The sequence below is a fragment of the Mesorhizobium sp. M0601 genome (genome assembly GCF_040320845.1).
GTDB lineage: Bacteria > Pseudomonadota > Alphaproteobacteria > Rhizobiales > Rhizobiaceae > Mesorhizobium.
On record NZ_JAMYQK010000001.1, the window covers coordinates 146,664 to 167,373 of the forward strand.

Annotated in this window: 22 protein-coding genes; 9 read left to right on the top strand and 13 right to left on the bottom strand. The window is 62.8% G+C overall.

Annotated elements, in window-relative coordinates; translation table 11 throughout:
* Positions 1-41 precede the first annotated feature (41 nt).
* Positions 42-1,787, top strand: a complete 1,746-nt coding sequence (locus NKI41_RS00795; RefSeq protein ID WP_352680947.1) for a hypothetical protein — start codon at positions 42-44, stop codon at positions 1,785-1,787.
* On the opposite strand, the gene NKI41_RS00800 is transcribed toward NKI41_RS00795, so the two are convergent.
* Genes NKI41_RS00800 through NKI41_RS00840 form a run of 9 tightly spaced genes read right to left on the bottom strand, consistent with a single transcriptional unit; the run spans position 1,724 to position 10,987 of the window.
* On the bottom strand, positions 1,724-2,083 hold the full coding sequence (locus NKI41_RS00800) for a hypothetical protein (RefSeq protein WP_352472931.1): 360 nt from the start codon (positions 2,081-2,083) through the stop codon (positions 1,724-1,726). The genes NKI41_RS00795 and NKI41_RS00800 overlap by 64 nt on opposite strands.
* On the bottom strand, positions 2,031-3,077 hold the full coding sequence (locus NKI41_RS00805) for a UDP-glucuronic acid decarboxylase family protein (RefSeq protein WP_352472879.1): 1,047 nt from the start codon (positions 3,075-3,077) through the stop codon (positions 2,031-2,033). Before NKI41_RS00805 ends, NKI41_RS00800 begins: the two co-directional genes overlap by 53 nt.
* Positions 3,078-3,100: 23 nt before the next feature.
* A complete protein-coding gene (locus NKI41_RS00810) occupies positions 3,101-4,210 on the bottom strand; it encodes a CgeB family protein (RefSeq protein WP_352472880.1) in 1,110 nt (369 codons plus the stop codon).
* Positions 4,207-5,301: a CgeB family protein gene (locus tag NKI41_RS00815; RefSeq protein WP_352680950.1), complete on the bottom strand. Its 1,095-nt coding sequence runs from the start codon at positions 5,299-5,301 to the stop codon at positions 4,207-4,209. Before NKI41_RS00815 ends, NKI41_RS00810 begins: the two co-directional genes overlap by 4 nt.
* Complete coding sequence (locus NKI41_RS00820; protein ID WP_352472881.1) at positions 5,298-6,428, bottom strand: CgeB family protein; 1,131 nt, start codon at positions 6,426-6,428, stop codon at positions 5,298-5,300. Before NKI41_RS00820 ends, NKI41_RS00815 begins: the two co-directional genes overlap by 4 nt.
* Positions 6,429-6,430: 2 nt before the next feature.
* Positions 6,431-7,531, bottom strand: a complete 1,101-nt coding sequence (locus NKI41_RS00825; RefSeq protein WP_352472882.1) for a glycosyltransferase family 4 protein — start codon at positions 7,529-7,531, stop codon at positions 6,431-6,433.
* Positions 7,516-8,808, bottom strand: a complete 1,293-nt coding sequence (locus NKI41_RS00830) for a TIGR04295 family B12-binding domain-containing radical SAM protein (protein ID WP_352472883.1) — start codon at positions 8,806-8,808, stop codon at positions 7,516-7,518. The genes NKI41_RS00825 and NKI41_RS00830 overlap by 16 nt, the downstream gene beginning before the upstream one ends.
* The gene (locus NKI41_RS00835) at positions 8,805-9,884 is read right to left on the bottom strand and encodes an NAD-dependent epimerase/dehydratase family protein (RefSeq protein WP_352472884.1); all 1,080 of its coding nucleotides are present in this window, start codon (positions 9,882-9,884) and stop codon (positions 8,805-8,807) included. The genes NKI41_RS00830 and NKI41_RS00835 overlap by 4 nt, the downstream gene beginning before the upstream one ends.
* Positions 9,881-10,987 carry an NAD-dependent epimerase/dehydratase family protein gene (locus NKI41_RS00840; RefSeq protein WP_352472885.1) on the bottom strand — a complete coding sequence of 369 codons (1,107 nt, stop codon included), beginning with the start codon at positions 10,985-10,987 and terminating at the stop codon, positions 9,881-9,883. The genes NKI41_RS00835 and NKI41_RS00840 overlap by 4 nt, the downstream gene beginning before the upstream one ends.
* A 272-nt stretch (positions 10,988-11,259) precedes the next feature.
* Here NKI41_RS00840 and NKI41_RS00845 point away from each other — a divergent pair, with 272 nt between their 5' ends.
* Positions 11,260-11,529: a hypothetical protein gene (locus NKI41_RS00845; RefSeq protein ID WP_352472886.1), complete on the top strand. Its 270-nt coding sequence runs from the start codon at positions 11,260-11,262 to the stop codon at positions 11,527-11,529.
* 24 nt (positions 11,530-11,553) lie between these two features.
* On the opposite strand, the gene NKI41_RS00850 is transcribed toward NKI41_RS00845, so the two are convergent.
* Both NKI41_RS00850 and NKI41_RS00855 read right to left on the bottom strand, forming a co-directional pair.
* On the bottom strand, positions 11,554-12,150 hold the full coding sequence (locus NKI41_RS00850; RefSeq protein ID WP_352472887.1) for a response regulator: 597 nt from the start codon (positions 12,148-12,150) through the stop codon (positions 11,554-11,556).
* A 1-nt stretch (position 12,151) separates the two neighbouring features.
* The gene (locus NKI41_RS00855) at positions 12,152-12,349 is read right to left on the bottom strand and encodes a hypothetical protein (protein ID WP_352472888.1); all 198 of its coding nucleotides are present in this window, start codon (positions 12,347-12,349) and stop codon (positions 12,152-12,154) included.
* Positions 12,350-12,515: 166 nt separating this feature from the next.
* On the opposite strand from NKI41_RS00855, the gene NKI41_RS00860 reads away from it, so the two are divergent.
* Positions 12,516-15,620, top strand: a complete 3,105-nt coding sequence (locus NKI41_RS00860) for a CheR family methyltransferase (protein WP_352472889.1) — start codon at positions 12,516-12,518, stop codon at positions 15,618-15,620.
* An 8-nt stretch (positions 15,621-15,628) separates the two neighbouring features.
* Positions 15,629-15,976 carry a response regulator gene (locus NKI41_RS00865; RefSeq protein ID WP_352472890.1) on the top strand — a complete coding sequence of 116 codons (348 nt, stop codon included), beginning with the start codon at positions 15,629-15,631 and terminating at the stop codon, positions 15,974-15,976.
* A 66-nt stretch (positions 15,977-16,042) separates the two neighbouring features.
* On the opposite strand, the gene NKI41_RS00870 is transcribed toward NKI41_RS00865, so the two are convergent.
* Positions 16,043-18,343 carry an FdhF/YdeP family oxidoreductase gene (locus NKI41_RS00870; RefSeq protein ID WP_352472891.1) on the bottom strand — a complete coding sequence of 767 codons (2,301 nt, stop codon included), beginning with the start codon at positions 18,341-18,343 and terminating at the stop codon, positions 16,043-16,045.
* 134 nt (positions 18,344-18,477) lie between these two features.
* Here NKI41_RS00870 and NKI41_RS00875 point away from each other — a divergent pair, with 134 nt between their 5' ends.
* The 5 genes from NKI41_RS00875 to NKI41_RS00895 all read left to right on the top strand — a co-directional run bounded on the left by NKI41_RS00875 (position 18,478) and on the right by NKI41_RS00895 (position 19,993).
* Positions 18,478-18,696: a hypothetical protein gene (locus tag NKI41_RS00875; RefSeq protein WP_352472892.1), complete on the top strand. Its 219-nt coding sequence runs from the start codon at positions 18,478-18,480 to the stop codon at positions 18,694-18,696.
* A 25-nt stretch (positions 18,697-18,721) separates the two neighbouring features.
* On the top strand, positions 18,722-19,159 hold the full coding sequence (locus tag NKI41_RS00880; protein WP_352472893.1) for a GFA family protein: 438 nt from the start codon (positions 18,722-18,724) through the stop codon (positions 19,157-19,159).
* A gap of 148 nt (positions 19,160-19,307) precedes the next feature.
* Entirely contained in the window at positions 19,308-19,466 is a 159-nt protein-coding gene (locus tag NKI41_RS00885; protein ID WP_023716639.1) for a hypothetical protein, read from the top strand.
* Positions 19,467-19,591: 125 nt separating this feature from the next.
* Positions 19,592-19,771 (top strand): hypothetical protein, encoded by a 180-nt coding sequence (locus NKI41_RS00890; RefSeq protein WP_352472894.1) that lies wholly within the window; start codon positions 19,592-19,594, stop codon positions 19,769-19,771.
* Positions 19,772-19,774: 3 nt separating this feature from the next.
* Entirely contained in the window at positions 19,775-19,993 is a 219-nt protein-coding gene (locus tag NKI41_RS00895; RefSeq protein ID WP_352542035.1) for a hypothetical protein, read from the top strand.
* A gap of 43 nt (positions 19,994-20,036) precedes the next feature.
* Here the strand turns inward: NKI41_RS00895 and NKI41_RS00900 are convergent, their stop codons facing one another.
* Entirely contained in the window at positions 20,037-20,528 is a 492-nt protein-coding gene (locus tag NKI41_RS00900; RefSeq protein WP_352472896.1) for a hypothetical protein, read from the bottom strand.
* Positions 20,529-20,710: the final 182 nt, after the last annotated feature.

The following is a 20,710-nucleotide window of genomic DNA, read 5'->3' on the forward strand; positions in this document are numbered from 1 at the left end:
TTCGCAGCTCGGCCTGCGAAGCGGCCGGGCACATTGCGGACATGCCCAGCGGGATCGAACGCCACGCAGCCCTGGTCGGCCTGTTCATCAAGACCTCGGAATTGGTCCAGGGCCTTGCCGATGCTGAATTCGAGGCCAACGGCATGGACAGGAATTCCCGACAGCGGATCGCGGGCGCAAATCTCCTGGTCGGCTTGGCCCGGGACGTGGGCAGATCGTGGAGGGCCGGATTCGCCGTCGACGGCCCGATCGATGCCGACGTGCCGCGAATGCTGGCCGAACTCGATTGCGACGGCGAAATCCTCATCGGCACGGCCGAGGGCTACGCCCATTACGCGCTCTATCCGGAAAGCTATTTGGTCGCCGCGCGGCAGTCGGGTCTCGATGCGAACACATGCGTAATCGGCATCCGCAGCATCGGCCTGGGGCTTGCAGCGATGGTGGCTGCAGCCATCGGCGCACAGGCACCCGTCGGTGTCCGTCCGATCGGTCATCCGTTTCGCAGGCGGCTTGCCGCCGATCCGGAACTGATCGGCGGCTGGAGGACAAGGCCATCGGCCCATTTCGCTGTCGTCGATGAGGGCCCGGGCCTGTCCGGCAGCTCGTTTCACGCCGTCGTCGCATGGCTGCAAGCGCTGGATATCGATGCCGGGCGCATCCATCTGTTCCCCAGCCATTCGGGTGGGCCGGGTCCCGAGGCATCGGCGGACATCCGTGAGGCATGGACGGTTTGCCAAAAACACACCGCGGATTTCGAACGGACTTTCCCCGCGGGATCCGCTCTGCCGGCGCTGCGGGATTGGGTGGCCAGGACGATCGGCCGCACAGCGGTCAGCCTGATGGAAATATCCGCCGGAGAGTGGCGTCGCTTGCATTATGGCTCGCAGGATCATTGGCCACCCGTCCACCGCGGCTTCGAGCGGCGAAAGTTTCTTGCTTCTGCGGGCCGGGAAAAATGGTCGGTCAAATTCGTCGGCCTCGGTGAAATCGGAATGCACAAGGCCGAGACTGCCAGGAGGCTGCATGACGCAGGCTTTGGCCCGGAAATTGCCGGGCTGTGCCATGGCTTTCTCGTCGAACGCTGGAGCGACGGTGCAACGCTGGAGCGGGCAAGGCATTCGAAACAAAAAATGGTCGCTCATCTGGCGCGCTATCTCGCCTGGCGCGCAGCCAATCTGCCCGCCTCCGGGCCGGGTGCCTCGCTGGAGGCGCTTGCCGACATGGCCGTGCGGAATACCAGCGAGGCGCTGGGCGAAAGCCGCGCGGCGGAGCTGCGGAACTGGTTCTCGAAACAGGCTTCACCAAAGACCATGCAGCGGGTCGAAATCGACGGGCGGCTTCATCCGTGGGAGTTCATCCTTTCGCGCGGCGGAACGCTGATCAAGACGGACGCCCTCGACCATTGCCGATCGCACGATCTGATCGGCTGCCAGGACATCGCCTGGGACATTGCCGGCGCCCGTGTCGAGTACAGCCTCTCCGACGCGGCGACTGCGGCACTGTGCAAAGCTGTCGAGGCGACTACGTCTCGTCCCGTCGATGCCAAACTGGTCCACTACTACGAGCCCTGCTATCTCGCCTTCCAGCTTGGCTTGTGGAGCATGGCTGAGCGATCGGGCGATGATCGGGAACAGATCCGGCTGGCGGCCGCGGCAAGACGTTACGCTGCCGCGCTGCTTCGTTTCCTGGAAAGCCAAGGCGACCTGCGGCCCTTCGAGCCCGATCAATCCAGCCGGCGCAGCATATCCGCTTCCTTTTCGAGGATGGCGGCTACCTCCTCGCGCTGAAGATGCGTCATCATCAGGCTCACACAACATTCCAGATAGGTGATAGAGGCGCGCCGCAGGAAGGCAGCCGTCTCCTTTGCGGCCATTTGTTCGATGTCTTTGGCGGATCGCTTCGGATGCACAGTCGTCTCCATGCCGGTACCTTGGCAGAACCAGAAGCTGGACGGGTTGTTCCCGCGACGAGAAAAAGTGACCAAATCCGAAACGACCGCGCGATCATACAGCGGCCAGACGCTCCTCGCCTCAGGCCGGCAGGTTTTGCAGCCGGCCTGATGCAGAACGCACGGTGGCGGCAATTCGACGTCTTCTGTCGATCATCTGCGCCGTCTCAAGCTCGGCAAAATAGCCGATCGTGTGCATCAAACCCTGCCTGAGCGGCACTTTTGGCGACCAGCCGAGAAGCTTTCTCGCGCGGGAAATGTCGGGTTGCCGACGACGAGGATCGTCTTGCGGCAGCGGCAGGAATTTCAGGCCCGATTTGGTTGCGGTCATGCCTCTCACCAGGCTCGCCAGTTGCAGGATGGTGAACTCCCCCGGATTGCCCAGATTAACCGGCTGGCGTGGATTGGGATCGACCTCCATCAGCCGGATCAAGCCGTCGACCAGATCGGAAACGTAGCAGAACGACCTGGTCTGCAGCCCGTCGCCGAATATCGTCAGCGGCCGTCTCTCGAGTGCCTGCATGATCAGATTGGAAACGATCCGTCCGTCCGCAGGGTCCATCCTGGGACCATAGGTGTTGAAGATGCGCGCGACACGGATATCGGCCTTTCCCATTCTCAAATAATCGAAGCATAAGGTTTCGGCGGTGCGCTTGCCTTCGTCATAGCAGGCGCGGGGCCCGATGCAGTTCACGTGGCCGACATAGTCTTCCTTCTGCGGATGCTGTTCGGGATCGCCGTAAATTTCGCTGGTGGACGCCTGCAGGAACCGGGCGCCATTGCGGGCGGCGAGCTCCAGCAGATTGAGCGTTCCGATGACGCAAGTCCGCGTCGTATGGACCGGGTCGGCCTGGTAACGCGGCGGCGAGGCCGCGCACGCCATGTTGAAGATGCGGTCAACCGGTTCGCCAAGCTCCAACGGTCGGCAAATGTCTTGCTTGATCAGCCGAAAATCCGGACGATCGGCGATCGATGCTATGTTCTCCATGCGGCCGGTAAGGAAATTGTCGACGCAGATCACGCGCCAGCCGGCCTGGAACATTGTCTCGCAAAGATGCGAACCGAGGAAACCTGCGCCGCCGGCGACAAGCACGGTCTTGGTCCGTTGCGCCTTTCTTGATAGCTGCATCTCTATCTTCTCCCGTCTGCGGGTCATGCTGCGCTCTCGACGTCCAGATCGAGAACAGAACCTGGCGATTTGGCCTGCGCCAGCAGCGAAACGAATTCGCGGGCTCTTGCGATGCTTGTGTGAGCTGCGAGGATGAGCACGCGCGCCTGCCTGGCCATGGCAAGCCGGGCGCCGTCGGATTCCCCGGACAGGATACCGACTACGTCCTCGGTCCTGCGAGCCGTGTGGATCGTCCGCTCTGGAAACAGGCTGTCCAGTCCGGCCCAGCTATCGCTGATGATCGCCGTGCCGCAGGCGGCTGCCTCGAAGAGGCGCACGCTGGGCGACCATCCGGCCGCGATCATGGAACTGCGCGTGACGTTCAACGTGTAGCGTTGGCGGCTGTAAAAGGCGGCGTGATCTGCCGGCGGCAGGTGTTCGATGCGATCCACATTGTCCGGCCAGGCGATTTCGCGCGGATATTGCGAGCCTGTCACGACGAAGCGGCGCTCTGGCATGCGACGCGCCGGTTCGAACAGCAGGGCCTCCAGCGTCGCCTGGCGGTCGGGGCTGTAGGTGCCGAGATAGCCGAGATCCCAGCGGATTGGATCACCGGTTCCGTGATGCCGTTCCGGGTCGACGGAGCAGTAGAGCGGCTCGGCCCGCCTCGCGCCGAATTCCGCCGTTAGACGGGCAAGCGTCGGCCCGCCGGTGAAGGAGAAGTAGACGTCGAAATACGGGACCTGCCGCCTGGCAATGTACTCGCAATCATCGGTCGAAAGCTTTGCCAGCGTGATCGGAGTGTCGATGTCGTAGAAGCAGAACTGACCCGTGCACAACGATGCCACGACGTCGATGATTTCAGGGCCTTCGGGAACGAAGGAGCCGACGACCACGATATCGGCATCGCGCAGGCAGCGCGCAAAATTGCGGCGAAGATCATCGATCGTTTCATAGTAGCGCAAGGCGCAGAAATCGGGATCGCGCAGATCCCGGTGACTTGCGTACCACGGCACGTCGCGTTCGAGAAAAGTGACGCGGTGGCCGAGTTCGTGGAGACCTTTAAGCAGCCCCCGAAAGGTGGTGGCATGGCCGTTTCCCCAGGATGAGGAGAGCGACAGGCCAAGAAAGACGATGTCGAGCGGCTTCGTCATTCGGCCGCCTCCACGGTCGGACGCTCGAAATGGCGCCTGAAGATGGCGTCGGCCAAAACGGCCCGTGTCGTATAGGTATGTTCGCCAAGTACCCGACGAAGCGCCGATGCCCCGATCGCCTTGGCCCGTTCGGCACTAAGGCTTTGCATGATCTCGGCGACGTCCTCGCCATCGCGCGCGACCAGGATTTCCTCGCCGGGTTTCAGGAACAGGTCGACGCCGAGCCAGGCGTCGGTGATGAGGCATGCGCCGGCGCCCGCCGCCTCAAAAACGCGCGTCGCAGGTGAAAAGCCATTGGCCGCCATGCTGTCGCGGCTGATGTTCAGCACCGCCTTGGCCGTGACGTTCAATGCATTGTGGTCGCGCGTGCCGACATGGCCGAGCCATCGGACATTGGCGGGCATCTGCTTGTCGCCCCAGCCCGATCCGCCGAGCAGGAAGCGCTGATCGGCGGAGCGGCCGGCCGGGTCGAGGAAGAAGGCCTCGACGCGCGCCTCGCGGTCCGGCAGCCGGTTGCCGAGAAAGGCGAGATCGCAGGCAAAGCGCATGTCCTTGCCGACCGGATGATGCGTTTCCGGATCGAGCGCGTTGTAGATCGGCACGCATTCGGCCGCCCCCATTGCCCGATAGGCCCAGACCACCGGGTCGCCGCCGCCATAGGTCAGCACGAGGTTGATTTCCTGCAGCGCGCGATGCAGCGGATGGTCGGGCTCGTCGCGCAACTGGCCAAGCGTCGCCGGCGCATCGACATCCCAGAATACGGTGAGCGCATCGGCACGGGCGTGATCGAGCACCGCCCGCAACAGTGCGTCGTCGGCGAAACCGACGCCGCTCGCCTTGACGACGATATCTGCCTCCGCCGCTCGCGCCGCCACCTGCATCATGGCATGCGGAGTGGCCTCGTAGACGACGACGGCACACCAGTCCGGCGCCTCGATGTCGCGGTTCTTCTGGCGATCGTAGACATCGGGCTCATAGAAGGTGATGTCGTAGCCGAGCCTGGCCAAGGCCTTGAGCAGCCCGCGGTAATAGGTGGCCGCGCCGTTCCAGTAGGACGACAGCAGGCTTGACCCGTAAAATGCGATCTTCATTCGGCGGCCTCCTTTGCAAGGATCGTGTCGGCGGCTTGGCGGCGCCCGCATTCGGCGAGCACGCCGAACAATTGATCCGCCCGGTGCCGGCATGTGTGCCGCAAGCGGATGGTCTCGAGGCCCGATGTCGCCAGAGAAGCGGCGAGGTCCGCGTCGTGCAGCACGGCGCGAAGATGACGCCGCATCTCGGAACCGTTGTTTGCAAACAGAAAATCTACGCCGGGCCTGAACAGGCATTCGACATCGGACCACGGCGCCGAAACGAGCGGGATGCCGCAGGCGAGCGCCTCGAACATGCGGATGGTCGGGATGCCGGGCAGGCTTTCGCGGTATGGACGCCGCGGGATGTGAACCGTGATGCGGTTCGCCGCGAACGCCTTCGGCACGTCGGCATTGGCGATCCAGCCTTCGCAGCGCAGGCCGGCGGCCGCAAGGTCGGCGAGCGCCTCCCGCGGATAGCGAACGCCGTGGACGGTTCCGCTCAGGCCGAGTTCACGCACCGGGCCGACCAGGAACTCCCTGATTTCGGCACTGCGCTCGTCGTCGCCCCAATTGCCGATCCAGATAAGGTCGGAACTACGCTCGATTTCAGGATGCGGCTGGAACAGGTGGTCATCGGCTGCCTCGTGCCAGGTGAAGACCCGCTTGCCCCATCCGGCGCGAAGATAGCTTTCCCGCAGCGCCTCGCCGAAGGCGAGCACGCCGTCGTAATGTTCAAGCCGCAAGGCGGAAATCGCTTGCGTGGCCGAGATAGCGCGATGGTGCGTGTCGTGGAACAGCAGCGTGAAACGGCCGCCAGTTGCTTTCGCCCTGCCCAGCCGCGCAACAAGGTCCGGCTCGGTCCACTCATGCACGATCACCACATCGGCGTCGGAGATCCAGGCTTCGTGGTCGAAAGCGGCATCGTAGGTCACCGGCATCAACTCGGGGAAGTCCTTCCGGAATCGCTCGATTGCGAAGGACCCTTTCTCGGCCAGCAGGTTCGACCGGCTCCAGCCGTCGGCGGGCTCCAGCGCGATAGCCTGGTGCCCGCGCGCGACCAGCTCACGCATGATGCCGCGCAGGAAATGTGCGTTGCCGTGGTTCCAGTCGGAAACGATCGAATGGGTGTAGAATAAAAATCGCATAATCAATTATCCGCCATGGTGGCCAGGGCCGCCTTGTCGTAGACGCCGCGCATGGCGGTCGCCTGTCTTGCCAATGAAAATCTGCGGCTTCGGCGAGCGGCTGCTTCACCGAGCTCTCGCCGGCGCTGCGCGTCGCTGCAAAGGCTGTTGACGCATCTGGCGAGATCGCCCGGATCGCGCGCGTCGAAGAACATGGCCGCCCCGTCCCACAATTCGCGATAGGTCGAGATATCCGCGAGCACCAAAGGCGTCTTCGACATCGCGGCTTCCAGCGTGGCCAGGCCGAACGGTTCGTAGAGCGACGGCGATACGAAAATGCCTGCCCGCGCCATCAGCGAGCGCACTTCCTCATGTGGCACCGGTCCGACGGGAACGGCGTGACTGAAGCCAACATGCTGGCCGTCCGGGCCTTGCAAGGAGCCGGCGACGAAGACCGGCCATTGCGTCAGGGAGGCGGCCTGGTCCAGCACCGCCGCATTCTTTCCTTCGTCCCACCAGCGCGCGGCGGCGAAAACCACCGATTCCCGTCTTTCGCTCTTCGCGCCGGGCCGCGCCCCGTTGCCGACGACGCTCAGGCGGGCGATCGGCCCGTAGCAGGTTTCGAGCATGTCGGCATGGCTGCGGCTGGGTGCAACGACAATGCCTGTTTTGTCGAAACCGCGCCGGTTGCGGTCCTTCTGCCAGGCCCATTCGCCGTCCGCCGCCTGTCCCTTGACGGCGTGGAACCATGTCACCACGCAGGAATGCGACACCGTCACGATCGGGCAGGGCACATCGAGCCCCGCGGCCTGCGTCGGCGCGTTGAGATGGACGATTTCGACGGCGTAGTCACGTATGAGCGGGTGCAGCTCCCGCTGCAATGTATCGAGGTCGTGCTCGTTGCGGGTCATCCAGTCGGGCGGCGTGTTGAGCCAAGTCAGCGCCGCGAATGACTGGGCCTCCTCCGCCTGCTGCCTGGACGGTTCCGGACCAAGCCCGGCAAGCACGACGCTGTCGCCGCCGGCGACCAATTGCCTGGCCAGATCGAGCGCATAGCGCCAGACGCCACCGACGGCATCGACGGTCATCAGTATGCGACGCGGCGGGCTCAGCGTCCGCAACATGTGGCCTCCAATTCAGCCAGCGGACGCGGACGCTTCTCCTGGATGTCGCTGAACGTTCGGAAGGATGCGAGGTAATGTTCATGCGCGCGCTCCCAGGCGAGATCGTCCGGCTCGCCCCAAAGTTCGCGGTAGCTCGGCGAACTCGGATAAGGATAGAGCGGCACCGGTTCGTTGGCCCAAACGCCGTTGTCGATCAGGTGCTTCCGCCAATAATCGACGAGCGCGGGATCGTCCTCGACCACGCCGATCAGATTGGCCTGCACGAACGGCACGTGGCGCCTTGCGTCGACCAGCAGCGCGGCCAGCTCCTCGGTGCCCAAACGGCAGCGTTTTGCCAGCATGGCGCGGCCTTCCACAGTCAGGCTTTCGAGGCCCGCCTCGATCGAGACGCAGCCGGCGGCACCGAGCAGCTTCAGCAATTCCGGCTTCCAGAGGTCAATACGGGTCTGCACGCCGAACTTCACATCGCGATCGACCAGCGCCTCCAGCAATGCCTTTTGCGGCAGGAAGATCTCGTCGATGAAGTAGATGTAGCCGACACCCTGTGCGATCAGCCGGTCGATCTCGGCGATCACTGCTTCGTGGTTCCGGCGGCGGTAGGCATCGCGGAAATCGATCTTGGCGCAGAAGCTGCAATTATACGGGCAGCCGCGCGACGCCTCGACCTCCGCGCCAAAGCCGACCTGGTTGTCGTCGAAGCGATGATGGTGGTGCGAATGCGCGGCAATCCAGTCCGACGGCCATTCGAGCGGCGGGTGATCGATGAACGAGCTCGCATGCACGCCGCCGTTCGAGACCAGTTCTCCATCCTCGAAATAGGCCGTGGACGGCACCGCGCTCCAGTCGTCGCGCCGGGCAAGTTCCGCGACCACTTCCTCGCATTCGCCGCGCACGACGATGTCGACGCCTAGCTTGCGCAAAGTCGGCGTCGGCGTCGCCGAGCCATGCGGCCCGACGGCGACGGTGCGACCGCCGCACCCGGCAAGATGATTGAGGAAATCGGCCGGCACCCGCAACTCGGGCGGTGCGCAGCGCCAGAACAGGTAGGTCGGCGCGGTGCTGACGACGGTCATGTCAGGCTCGAATGCGGCGACGCGATCGGCGAGCGCGGCGTTGTCGAGCTTCTGGATCTGCCCGTCCAGCATCAGCACCTCGTGGCCGGCGGCGTCGAGCAGCGCTTTCGAATAGCCGAGTTCGAGCGGCAGATGCGGCTGGCGGCAGCCGAAATAGATGCTGTCCTGGTACGTCCAGGACGGATTGACCAGAGCGACCCTCATGCCACGTACCTCGCCGGTTCGGGATGCGGGTCGAGGCGATGACGCTGCAGCCAGTCGGCGAGGTCGCGGATGCCGTTTTGCCACGGGACGTGCGCTTTCCATCCCAGCGCCGCCTCGATCGCGCGTGTGTCGGCGACGAAGAACGGTTGGTCGCCGGTGCGTTCGCGGTCGTAACGGATCGGAACGTCCCGTTTCGTTATGTCGCGAATCTCGTTCAGCAGCGTGCGCAGGCTGACGGCGTTTTGTGGTCCGCCGCCGAGATTGAATGCTTGGCCGCTGATTTCCTCGATCCGGTCGAGCACGGCGCGATAGGCCGCGACCGCGTCGGCAACGTGGAGGATGTCGCGCACCTGCTTGCCGTCGCCATAGATGGTGATCGGCCGGTCCGAGAAGGCGCTAAGCAGGAAGTGGGCGACCCAGCCCTGATCCTCCGTCCCGAACTGGCGCGGTCCATAGATGCAGCTCATGCGCAGCACCGCCGTCGGCAGGTCGTATGACTTGGCGTAGTCGAGGACATACTGGTCCGCCGCGCCCTTGGAGCAGCCATAGGGCGTGCAGAAATCGAGGCCGCGCGTCTCGTCGATGCCGTGCGCATGGATGGCCGCGTCGCGAGGCGCGTATCTGCCGTCCTCTTCGCGCATGGCGAGATCGGCAAGGCGGCCATAGACCTTGTTGGTGCTGGCGAAAACGACGGGGGTGCGCTTGCCGCTGCGGCGAGCGGCTTCCAGGACGTTGAACGTCCCGCGCAGGTTGACGTCGAAATCCTCGTCCGGTCGAACCAGGCTCGTGGTGACGGCGGTCTGCGCTGCAAAGTGGAAAACCGCCTTTGAACGCGCCACCAGCGGCGCGAGCGCCTCGGCGTCGCGGATATCGGCGATTTCGATGGTCAGGCGGCTGCCGTGCTTTTGCGTCAGCCATTCCAGGTTCTGCTCGACGCCGGGACGGCTCAGGTTGTCGATGACCAGCACCAGTTCGCCATCCGACAACAGGCTGTCGGCGAGGTTGGAGCCGATGAAGCCGCTGCCGCCGATAATGGCGATGGGCATTTCGCGAAAATCGGGTGACTCCGGTCTCATGATACCAGCCCTCGCGCTTCGAGTTCCCGCTTCATCTCGGCGCTGCGATCGATGGCGACCGTGTTGCGCACCCAGGCGACGAAATCGCCGAGCGAATGCTCCAGCCGGTACTGCGGCTGGAAGCCGAGCAGTTCGCGCGCCTTGGAGATGTCGGCAAAGCAATTGCGGATATCGCCGGAGCGTGCCTTGCCGAGGATTTCCGGCTGGCGGCCAGGCACGCCCATCGCTTCGGCGAGCAGCCGGGCGACATCGCTGACCGCGTAGGCTCGCCCGCTGCCGATGTTGATGACGTGGCCGCGTGCCTGCGGCTGTTCCAGCGCCAGCCGGAAGGCGCGGGCGACGTCGCGTACATGCACGAAATCGCGCTGCTGTTCGCCGTCCTCGAAGATCAGCGGCCGCTGGCCGTTGGCGATGCGCGAGGCGAAGTTCGCGAGGACGCCGGTATACGGGTTCGAGAGCGCCTGTCCGGCGCCGAAGACATTGAACAGGCGCAGCGCCACCGCATCGACCCCATAGGCTTCGCCGAAGATCAGTACGGCGCGTTCCTGGGCGTATTTCGTCAGCGCGTAAATTGAGGCGAGATCGACCGGTTTCTGTTCGTCGGTCGGCAGCGGCGACAGGACTTCACCTTCCGGGGACAGGGGATTCCATTGGCCGCTGCGGATATCGTCCGGCTGCCGTCTTGCATTGTCGATGCGCCGGCCGTCCGGCGTCGCATAGAGACCCTCGCCATAGACGCTCATCGACGAAGCAACGACGATCCGTTCGATCGGGCGTTTGATCAGCGCTTCCAGCAACGTGGCGGTGCCGAGGTCGTTGGCGCCGACATAGCGGGCGATCTCGTACATGGACTGGCCGACGCCCACTTCAGCCGCCAGGTGAATGATCGCGTCGACATCGTCGACCGCCTCTGAGATGGCGTCGCGATCGCGAACGTCGCCTTTGATCAGCTTGGCGCCTGGCGGCAGGCTGATTGCCTCGCCACCATGCACCTGGTCCAGCAGCGCATCGAGAATTGAAACCCCATAGCCATGTTCAACGAGTTCCTGGGCGACGTGGCGGCCGATAAAACCGCAGCCTCCCGTGACCAGTATACGTTTCACGACAACTCCTCATACGAATGGCTTTGCCGCCCCAAACTTCCGGGCGAAAGGTTTGTTCCCTTGCTTCAACAAAGTTCCCGGAACGCTGCGCTCCGAAAGCGACCCCGCCTCGGGCTGGGCACGGGAACATCGAAGCGCGCTTGGTGTTAGGAGCCATAATCAACCAACCGCGCGCACATGCCGGGCAGCAATGCATCTGCTGGTTGTGTGAGGGCAGACCGGAGCAACGCGTGAGATCTCGCGGCCTGCGGTGGAATCGAAGGGAGATTGCGATGTCTGAATCCAGGACGACCACCGATCACGACGAAATCCGCCGTTGGGCCGAGGACCGCGACGGGCGACCGGCGGTGGTGCGCACCAAGGGCGAGGGAGGCATACTGCGCATCGACTTCGGCGAGCCTGAAGAGACGTTCGAGCCTGTCGAATGGGACGAGTTCTTCAGGATCTTCGATGAGAACGAACTGGCCTTCCTCTACCAGGATGAGACCAGCGGCGGAAAGACCAGCCGCTTCAACAAATTCGTCGAACGCAGCCGGAAGTAGGATCGCGGCAAACAGCGGCCACGGTCAGTGCAGCAGGTTTGGCCCGCGTGCCCTGACGATGTTTCGCATGATGCCGTTGAGCCAGTCCTCCGTGGAGGAGCCGGATCGTCTCTTGTCGATTTCGCCGATGGCCTGTTCGAGCGTTCGCTCGACCAGCCGGTCGGAGGCCTCCACATCTCCCAGCAGCAGGCGCGCCGCGAGCCTGAGCTTGGGCAGCAGCGAAAATACGTCGTCCGAGGGCTCCGACGATCGGCCTCCTTTCGATGCCGACGTCTCGGCTGGGAAGAGAGCATCGAAGACAGCCTGGCCGTTCGAGGATTTTCGGAGGCTGCTGGCATAGCGAAGGCGCTCAGGAATAACGATGTCTTCGTCGCCGCTGAAAAACACGAACGGCACGCCACGGCGCATCAACTCGTCGGCGATCGGGAATACCCGTCGTCCGTTGAGATTGACGTCCAGGATCGCGGCCTCCGCCTCGTCCGTATGTTTTGATGCCTGTTCGACCGTCGCCACCGGGCCAAGCACCACGGCGCCCATCTTGCTGAAGTAACGTGCAAGATCGCCCGCCAGCATCCATTCGTCCTCGACGATCAGGATATGCAAGCCTTGCAGGTCGCGCACCTCATTGTTCCTTCTTCCTGCGGGATTTACGGCTGTCGGCGCGGACTTCCGCAAAATGGCGGGCCAGGACCTCTTGCAACCGTTCCGCGAGCGCGAGCAGGCGAGGCGGGATGTTTTCAGATACCGGGAACTTGGTCAGATCCGGCGAGGGCAACAGGATTCGCTTGGCCGGCTTTATTTCAGGTGGTCGTCTTGCCATTGGAACCGCCTCCGAAGTCAAATGTTAATGCCCAGCCGCGGTGCTTTGTTCCGTTACTGGACTATTTACTGGCCTCAGGCTCGGCCCGGTCTTAGTCTGAGGCGTGATTAGGGTCTGAGGCCCGATTTGACGGCTTTGTGTTCGCGGCTGTTACCAGGGGCTTGGCGTGGCATCCCAGAATGGCAGATTTCCCATAGTCGGCGTCGGTGCATCGGCCGGCGGCATTCCGGCGATGGAGGGCTTGTTCAAGGGAATGACCGGCGGCACCGGCATGGCGTTCGTCGTCGTCACGCACCTCAGCCCGGAGCGGGAAAGCCTGCTGCACGAGGTCATCCGACGTTACACCGAAATGCCGGTCTTGGTGGCCGAGGAGGGGGCAGCGGTCCAACCCGACCAGGTCTATGTGATGCCGCAAAACGTCGTTCTCACCATCCGTAAGGGCGCGCTTTCGCTGCGCCGGCCGAACACGTTCAGCCGCGAGCGCAAGCCGATCGATATCTTCTTCAGCGCATTGGCCGAGGACCAGGGCGAGTATGCCGTCGGCATTATCTTGTCGGGTGGCGATTCGGACGGCACGCTCGGCGCCAGGGCAATCAAGGAGCATGGCGGGCTGACCATTGCCCAGGCCTCCAACGGTTCCGGCCCGCGCAATCCAGCCATGCCGCAGAGCGCGATTTCGAGCGGCCTGATCGACATAGCGGCGCCCGCCGAGCAGATCGGTGCAAAGCTTCAGGCGTTTGTCCGCGGTTTCGACGTGCTGAACGGCCTGACCGAAGCAGACGACGAACACAAGGCCGAGATGGATCGAGCCCGCGATGAAATCTACACCATTTTGCGCAGCCATTCCGGTCACGACTTTTCCGGCTACAAGGCCAAGACGTTCCTGCGTCGCGTAAAGCGGCGCATGCAGATAACGCAGCTGCAGTCGATCACCACCTACACAGAACGGCTGAAAAGGGATCCGGACGAGGTGGCGAAGCTGTTTCGCGACCTCCTCATCAACGTCACCAGCTTTTTTCGCGACGCCGACGCGTTCAAATTGCTGGAGGACAAGATCATACCGCAGATTTTCGAAGGCAAGAACGCCTCCGATGCGGTGCGTGTGTGGGTGCCCGGCTGCGCCACCGGCGAGGAGGTGTTCTCGATCGGCATGCTGATGCGCGAGCGCATGGAGAAACTTTCGGCGCAGCCGCGCGTCCAGATATTCGCGACCGACATCGATGAGCCGGCGCTCGCGGTGGCGCGTGCGGCACGTTATCCAGAAGCGCTGCTGCACGGGCTTTCGCCCGAGCGCAGGCAACGCTTTTTCCACAGTGACGGCGAGAGCTATGTGCTCGGCAAGGAGGTGCGCGAACTGTGCATCTTTTCGCCGCACAGCATTATCCGCGACCCTCCCTTCTCGCGCATCGACATGATTTCGTGTCGCAACCTGCTGATCTATTTCGGCCCGCAGATCCAGAACCGGGTCATCCCGATCTTCCACTACGCGCTGCGCCCGGGCGGCTATCTGTTCCTCGGGACCTCGGAAACCATCGGTCAGCACGGTGACCTGTTCGCCACGGTCGACAAGAAGCAGCGGATATTCCAGGCGCGGGAACATGCCACGCCGCGGCCGCCGGTCCTGATCGGCAATGGCCGCACGGGTGCCCTTCCGGTCGGACGCGGCGGCTCGAAGAAGGATGCGACCAGCCATTCACTGCGCCAGGCGATCGAGGCTCAGGTGCTGGAGCGGTTCGCCCCGCCTCACGTTCTGGTCAATGGCGATGGCGACATCGTCTACTATTCGGCGCGGACGGGCAAATATCTGGAAGCGCCGCAAGGCGCCCCGAGCCGGCAGTTGCTGACCCAGGCCCGCCACGGGCTGAGACTGGAACTGCGCGCCGCGTTGCGGGAAGCAGCCACGACGCGCCGCACGGTCGTGCGGGAGAATATAGCGGTCGAGGAAGACGACGAACAGCTTCAGTTCATTACATTGACGGTCGAGCCATACACGGAACGCGGTAATGGCGAGCCCCTCTACCTCGTCCTGTTCAATCCGGTGGGACAGTCCCAGATCCGCTCCGAGCCGGCACACGAAAGCCGCGGCACCGACGACGCGGCCGATCTCGAGCGGGAGTTGCGCGACACACGCGAGCGGCTGCAATCGACCATCGAGGAATACGAAACCGCGCTGGAGGAAGTAAAATCTTCGAACGAGGAACTCGTCTCCGTCAATGAAGAGGCGCAGTCGACCAATGAGGAGCTTGAGGCCTCGAAGGAGGAGATGCAGTCGCTCAATGAAGAGCTAAACACCATCAACGCGGAGCTGACCGGCAAGATAGAGGAACTCGATCGCGCCAACAGCGATCTCAGAAACTTGTTCGAAAGCACGGAAATCGCCACCATCTTCCTCGACCGCAACCTTGTGGTGCGGACCTTTACTCCCGCCGCGTCGTCGTTCTTCAACTTGCGTCCGTCCGATGTCGGCCGCCCGCTGACCGATCTTTCGAGCCGACTCGACTACCCCGAGTTGAAGCGGCACATCCAGGCGGTGTTCGAGACGGGAGAGACCCTGAACCATCACCTTGCGCGCGATGACAACGGCCGGTTTCACCTGGTTCGCATCAACCCTTATCGGGACAAGAGCGGCGGCGTCCAAGGCGTGGTCGTGACCATGATCGACGTGACGACGCTGGCGCAGGCGGAAGAGCGTCAGCAGGTGCTCATCTCGGAGCTGAACCATCGCGTCAAGAACATGCTGGCGGTCGTCGCCAGCATCACCAACCGGACCCGTGAAAACTCGGCGTCGAAAGACGAGTTCGCCGACGCCTTGATCGGCCGCCTGCAGGCGATGTCACGAGCATACAGTCTGCTCTCGCGAGAAAGCTGGACCGAAGCTTCCGTCGAGGAACTGCTGCGCCAGGAACTCGATCCCTTCGGGGCCGAACGGTTCGAACTCCATGGCAAACGGGTGAGCCTCAAGCCGGTACAAGGGCTTTCCTTCGGCATGGCAATCCATGAACTGGCGACGAATGCCGCTAAATATGGCGCCCTTTCGAAACCTGCCGGGCGGATAGTCGTGAAATGGTCGGTGGCGGACGGAACCTTCAGGCTCACTTGGCGCGAGAAGGGCGGCCCCCGCATCAAGGAGCCAACCGACAGCGGCTTCGGCCTTACCCTTCTGCGCGGAGAAATCGGCTACCGGCTGGGCGGAAAGGTTGAAACAACTTTCCACTCAAATGGTTTGGAGGCGGAAATCGCATTCCCTCTGACCCGTGAGGGCTCGTCGTGACCGGAAAGATGCGTGTGCTGATCGTCGAGGACGAATGGCTGATCGCCGACGACGCGGCGGCTTACCTGCGCAAAGCCGGCCATCAGGTGGTTGGACCTGTTTCGTCGGTAACGGCGGCACTCCGGCTCGTTGGCGAAGGCGGGATCGACGCCGCGTTGCTGGATATCCAGTTGAACGACGAGACCAGTTATCCGATCGCGGAAGCGTTACGGATGCGCGGTGTTCCGTTCGCCTTCCTCTCCGGGTATGGCGAACGCGAAATTCCAGCCGGGTTCCGCGCTTGCAGGATGGTGCAGAAGCCGGCGAGCCAGAGTGCGATCCTGAATGCCGTGGATGAACTCGCGCGAGCCGGCTGAGATCGCGATTGAAAGTCGCGCCAGGTCACATCGGCGTGGTGCGTGCCTGCCGCGAACGACGAACGCCTATGGCAATATCCGCACCGGTACCGATTTGACCGCCGGAACATGAGCCCTCTCGGCTCTGTGCCACAAAGGAACCAGCGGGTTGAGCTCGGGGTAGTAACCGGCACAATTTCCCTCCGGCACCGAGTAAGGCGTGATGCGCAGTCCGTGCACGCGGCGCTCCACACCGTCCCGCGCGTTGGCTTCGAGATCGACCTCCTGTCCCGCGCTCAAACCGAGGCGCTGGATATCCTTTTCATTCATCAACAGCACCATACGTGTGCCGCTGATGCCGCGCAGCCGGTCGTTGTAGCCGTAGACGGTGGTGTTGAACTGGTCGTTGGAGCGCACCGTGATCAGTGTCAGCACATCATCGCCGGCGACATCGATGTCGGGATCGGTTTCAAGGCCACTTGGCAGCTTGAAATTGGCCTTCTTGTTCGGCGTCTCCCACACCCGCTTGCTCGCCTTGATGTCGCGATGGAAGCCGCCGGGCGTCAGGAAACGCTCGTTGAAGTCGCGGAAATGTTGGGGGTAGCAGCGCTCGATTTCGTCGCGGATGCGGGAATAATCCCCAACCCACTCATCCCATGGGATCGAACTCCTGCCCGGCACCGTGGCCTTGGCGAGTTCGGCGACGATCCTGGGCTCTGAAAGCAGATGCGGCGAAGCCGGAGGTCGCGATCCGAACGAGCCGTGGATACAGGCGGTGGAATCCTCTACCGACACCCTTTGGTCGCCGCTTGCCTGATGGTCTCTTTCCAGCCGTGACAGGCAAGGCAGCAAATAGGTTGCCCGGCCGGCGGCCAGGTGACTGCGGTTGAGCTTGGTCGCGATCTCGACATGCAGGTCGAGCCCACGCCAGGCTTTCTCGACCAGGCCGGTTTCCGGCACGGCCCGCACGAAATTGCCGCCGAGCCCGACGAAGCCCTTGACCGATCCGTCGATGACGCCTTCGCAGGTTTCGACCGTATCGAGACCTTTTTCGCGCGGCGGTTCAAAGGCGTAGAATTCGGCGAACTTGTCGAGCGGGACGAGCTCGGGTTTTTCCGATATGCCGACGGTGCGCTGCCCCTGGACATTGGAATGGCCGCGCAGCGGCGAAATGCCGGCGCCGGGTTTTCCGATATTGCCGCGCAGCATCAAAAGGTTGCACAGCATCTGGACGTTCTCGGTGCCGTGCCGATGCTGGGTCAAGCCCATGCCGTAATTGCCGATCACCGCGTTGGCATGGCTGTAGACCTCGGCGACATGCTCCAGGTCGGTCTGCGCAATGCCGGATCGCGCGACGATATCGCTCCACTGGGTTTTGCGCAGGAAGGCTTCGAATTCGGCGAAGCCATGCGTGTGTTCGGCGATGAAAGCCGTGTCGAGGACACGCGTCCTGCCGCTTTCGCGGGCGTCGTCGTCGAGCGCCAGCAACGCCTTGGCGATACCCGTCATCGCGGCGATATCGCCGCCCGAACGAACCTGGAAGTAGTCGCTGGACATTTTGGTACCCGGTCCGGGCGACAGCATGTCGAGGGGGTTTTGCGGATTCTTGAAGCGCTTCAGTCCCCGCTCGGGCAAGGGATTGAAAGTGAAGACGGGCACGTTGCGTTGACGTGCCTCCTGCAGCGGATGCAGCAGGCGCGGCGCCGTCACCCCGGTGTTGTGCCCGAAGAAGAACATCATGTCGCATTTCGCAAAGTCTTCGAGCTGCACGGTCCCGACCGGCGAACCGATCGATTCCGGCAAGCCGACCGAGGTCGATTCGTGACACATGTTGGACGAATCGGGCAGGTTCGAAGAGCCATAGATCCGCGCAAAAAGCTGGTACACGAACGAGGCCTCGAGCGAGGCCCGGCCGGACGTGTAGAACACCACCGATTTGGGATCGAGCCGCCGCAGTTCGGCAGCGATGTCGCGGAATGCATCGTCCCAGGAAACCGGCTCGTAACGGTCGGTGGCGGCATTGTAGCGCATGGGCTCGGTAAGCCTGCCCTGCTTCTCAAGATCGTGGTCCGGCCAATCGAGCAGTTCCGTCACCGAATGCTCGGCGAAGAAAGCCGGTTCGCAGCGCAGCTTGGTCTGGTCCCACATCGTCGCCTTGGCGCCGTTTTCACAGAATTCGAAAGGCCTCGGCTGGGCTGGCTTTGCCCATGAGCAAGACACGCACATATAGCCGTCGGCCTTGTTCTGCTTGAGCAGCGTGCTCCATATCCCGGACAACAGCAGGCCTTCGCCGCGCGCCTTGCGGACCAGGGATTTGAGCGATCCCCAGCCGCCTGTCGGGTGGTCGTATTTCTTGGTTTCGATGCGATCGGTTACGGCGGGTTTCATGCGAGCCACTCCCTGTAAGAAGAGCATGCATAAGAACCCGCCGTAAGGCTGAATGTTCCGGGCCGGGTCCGTACCGTCTCGCCGGAACCATTTCCGCCATCGTTTGTTCGGCCCGAAGAAAGGAGCCGCGCGAAATGGAGCGACGTAACGCGTTAATTGCGATGGTGATTTCGGCCATCATCATCGTCGGCTTTCTCATCGGCTTTTTGTACGGCGATATGGGCTGGCGAACTTCGCCGCTCAAAAGAGCCCCTGAACAGAACCAGGGTGGCAATGCTCCGGCCGATACCTCGCCTGCCGCCGGCATCAAGAAGAACCCCAAGGAAAATACCGAAATGCCAGGCCAGCAATGAGTGAGGTCAGCAATGAAGGCAGGTAATGCCACGAACTGAAACGGGGTCCTGTTTTTGCGGCGCCATAACGGCGGAGATGCGCGGCGAGCCGTTCTGGATTTGCTCCGATCACGATGACGACTGCCGCAAGGCGATAGGAAGCCCGCTAACGGTGTGGGTCGGCTATCGGCCTTCCGAATTCACATTGCTCACCGGCACGCCCAAGACCTTTTCGAAAACCCCCGGCGTGCTCCGGTCCTTCTGTGCGGATTGCGGAACATCGATCGGCTATGTCGACCAGGGCCTGCCCGACGAACTCTATCTGTCGATCGGCTTTCTCGACCACCCCGAACGGTTTCCGCCGCAGGCCCACGCATATTGGGACATGAGGCTTCCCTGGGTCGACTTTCCAGACGAGCTGCCGCGGGTGGGAAGGTATTCGAGGCGGCGCGATCCCGCTTTCGGAAATCCGGCGGACCGCTAGCCTGCTGCCCGCTTGGAGGTGGAAAACGTACCGTTCGCAGTTTCGTACGAATACGACAATTGGCGCGCGGCCGAAAACGCGCAATTATAGGCCAATGGGCCGCCGTTTGGATGACAAGCTCGATTGCAAGGCGTGCGGGACGATCCTGATGGAAATTCCCGACAACCCGAAGGATTCGACGCCGATCTATTGCAGCAATTGCGGCGCCTATCTTGGCGAATGGGGCGATCTGCAGGAGGATTTCTTCAGGCAGGCGTTCGGTGCCCAGGCCTTCGATCTGAACAACGGAAACATCATCAAGAAATAATCCTGGATCCCGCCGGCCAAGCCACCGCCTGCGGGCCCGGCTATTCGCGGCAATTGCCGTTCGGACCGGGCCATCGGGAACCTTTCTCCCGAGCCGCTTGTTTGGGTGACGGAAGGAGACACGCCATGAGCACAAAACCTCCCCCTGTGCCGCCGAAGAACCTGAGCCCAAAGGGCACCGGTGACAAAAAACCGGTAGCAGCCGACCAGGCACCGCAATCAGCCGTTCCGGATCCCGACAAGCAGGGCCAGCAAGGCAATACGAAGGTCAACACCACCCATCAAGGCAACGTCCAGGATCGCTAGGTCATGTCCACGTCGAAGAAGACTCCTGCCAGCATCCGCCAGGGCGGTCCCGGCGCCGCGCACGAAAACGCCAAGAAGCCGCTGAGCGTCGAAAAGCCGCCGGCCGACTCCGACCGTCGCAGCCACAGCAAGGTTTCCGGCGGCGGCGGCGAACACGACAGCCACCATACCCACGACCCCGAAAAGAAAGGCGACACCCGGTCCGCGCATCAGGACAAGTGAAGTCGGCCGGCGACGCGACGATCGGTGAGGTTCGAGCGAAGTGTCAGCGGGGACGGCGCGCCGAGGCAATCGGCACGACGTTGTCGACCACCGGCAAGTCGAACAGCATCGGAAGCCCCCGCGTCGCGGCCATCTCCACGATCAGTTCTTCGATGGAGTGATCGGTCAGACGCGTCTCGACGCCCAGCCGGATCATCGCCGCCAGCTTGTGCACCGGCACCGGCACGGACTTCGCCCGGTCGTCGAGCAGCTTGCTGATTTCGATCACGACGTCGGCGTCGATATTCCTGGGCAAGTCTCGCATAAGCGCCTCCCCGCCAAACGAAACGAAAAGCCCGCCGCACCTTTCGATACGGCGGGCGATCCAGTAATGCGTACCGGCGAGGGATCGGGGTGGGCGTGCCGGCGCGCGCAGATCGCAAGTAATTTTAGTTAAATCCGTCAACTTCGATGTGTCACGGAAAAACGTCTGTACGTTTTTTACCGAACCGCGCGGATCGTTAGCTGTCCCCGCCGTGGCGCGGCGCGGCAGCACGGATGGCGCGATCCATTGCCCTCCGGACAGCGAACTCAAACAGTATACATTATAAACTTAAAACATCTTGCCAGGTGATCCAGCCTATGCTCCACTTGAGCCGGGAACATGGCTGATAGGTGGATTTCTGCCGACACGTGGCTGCATTTCAAACGGCACGACTGCGAGAACACAGCCTCAAA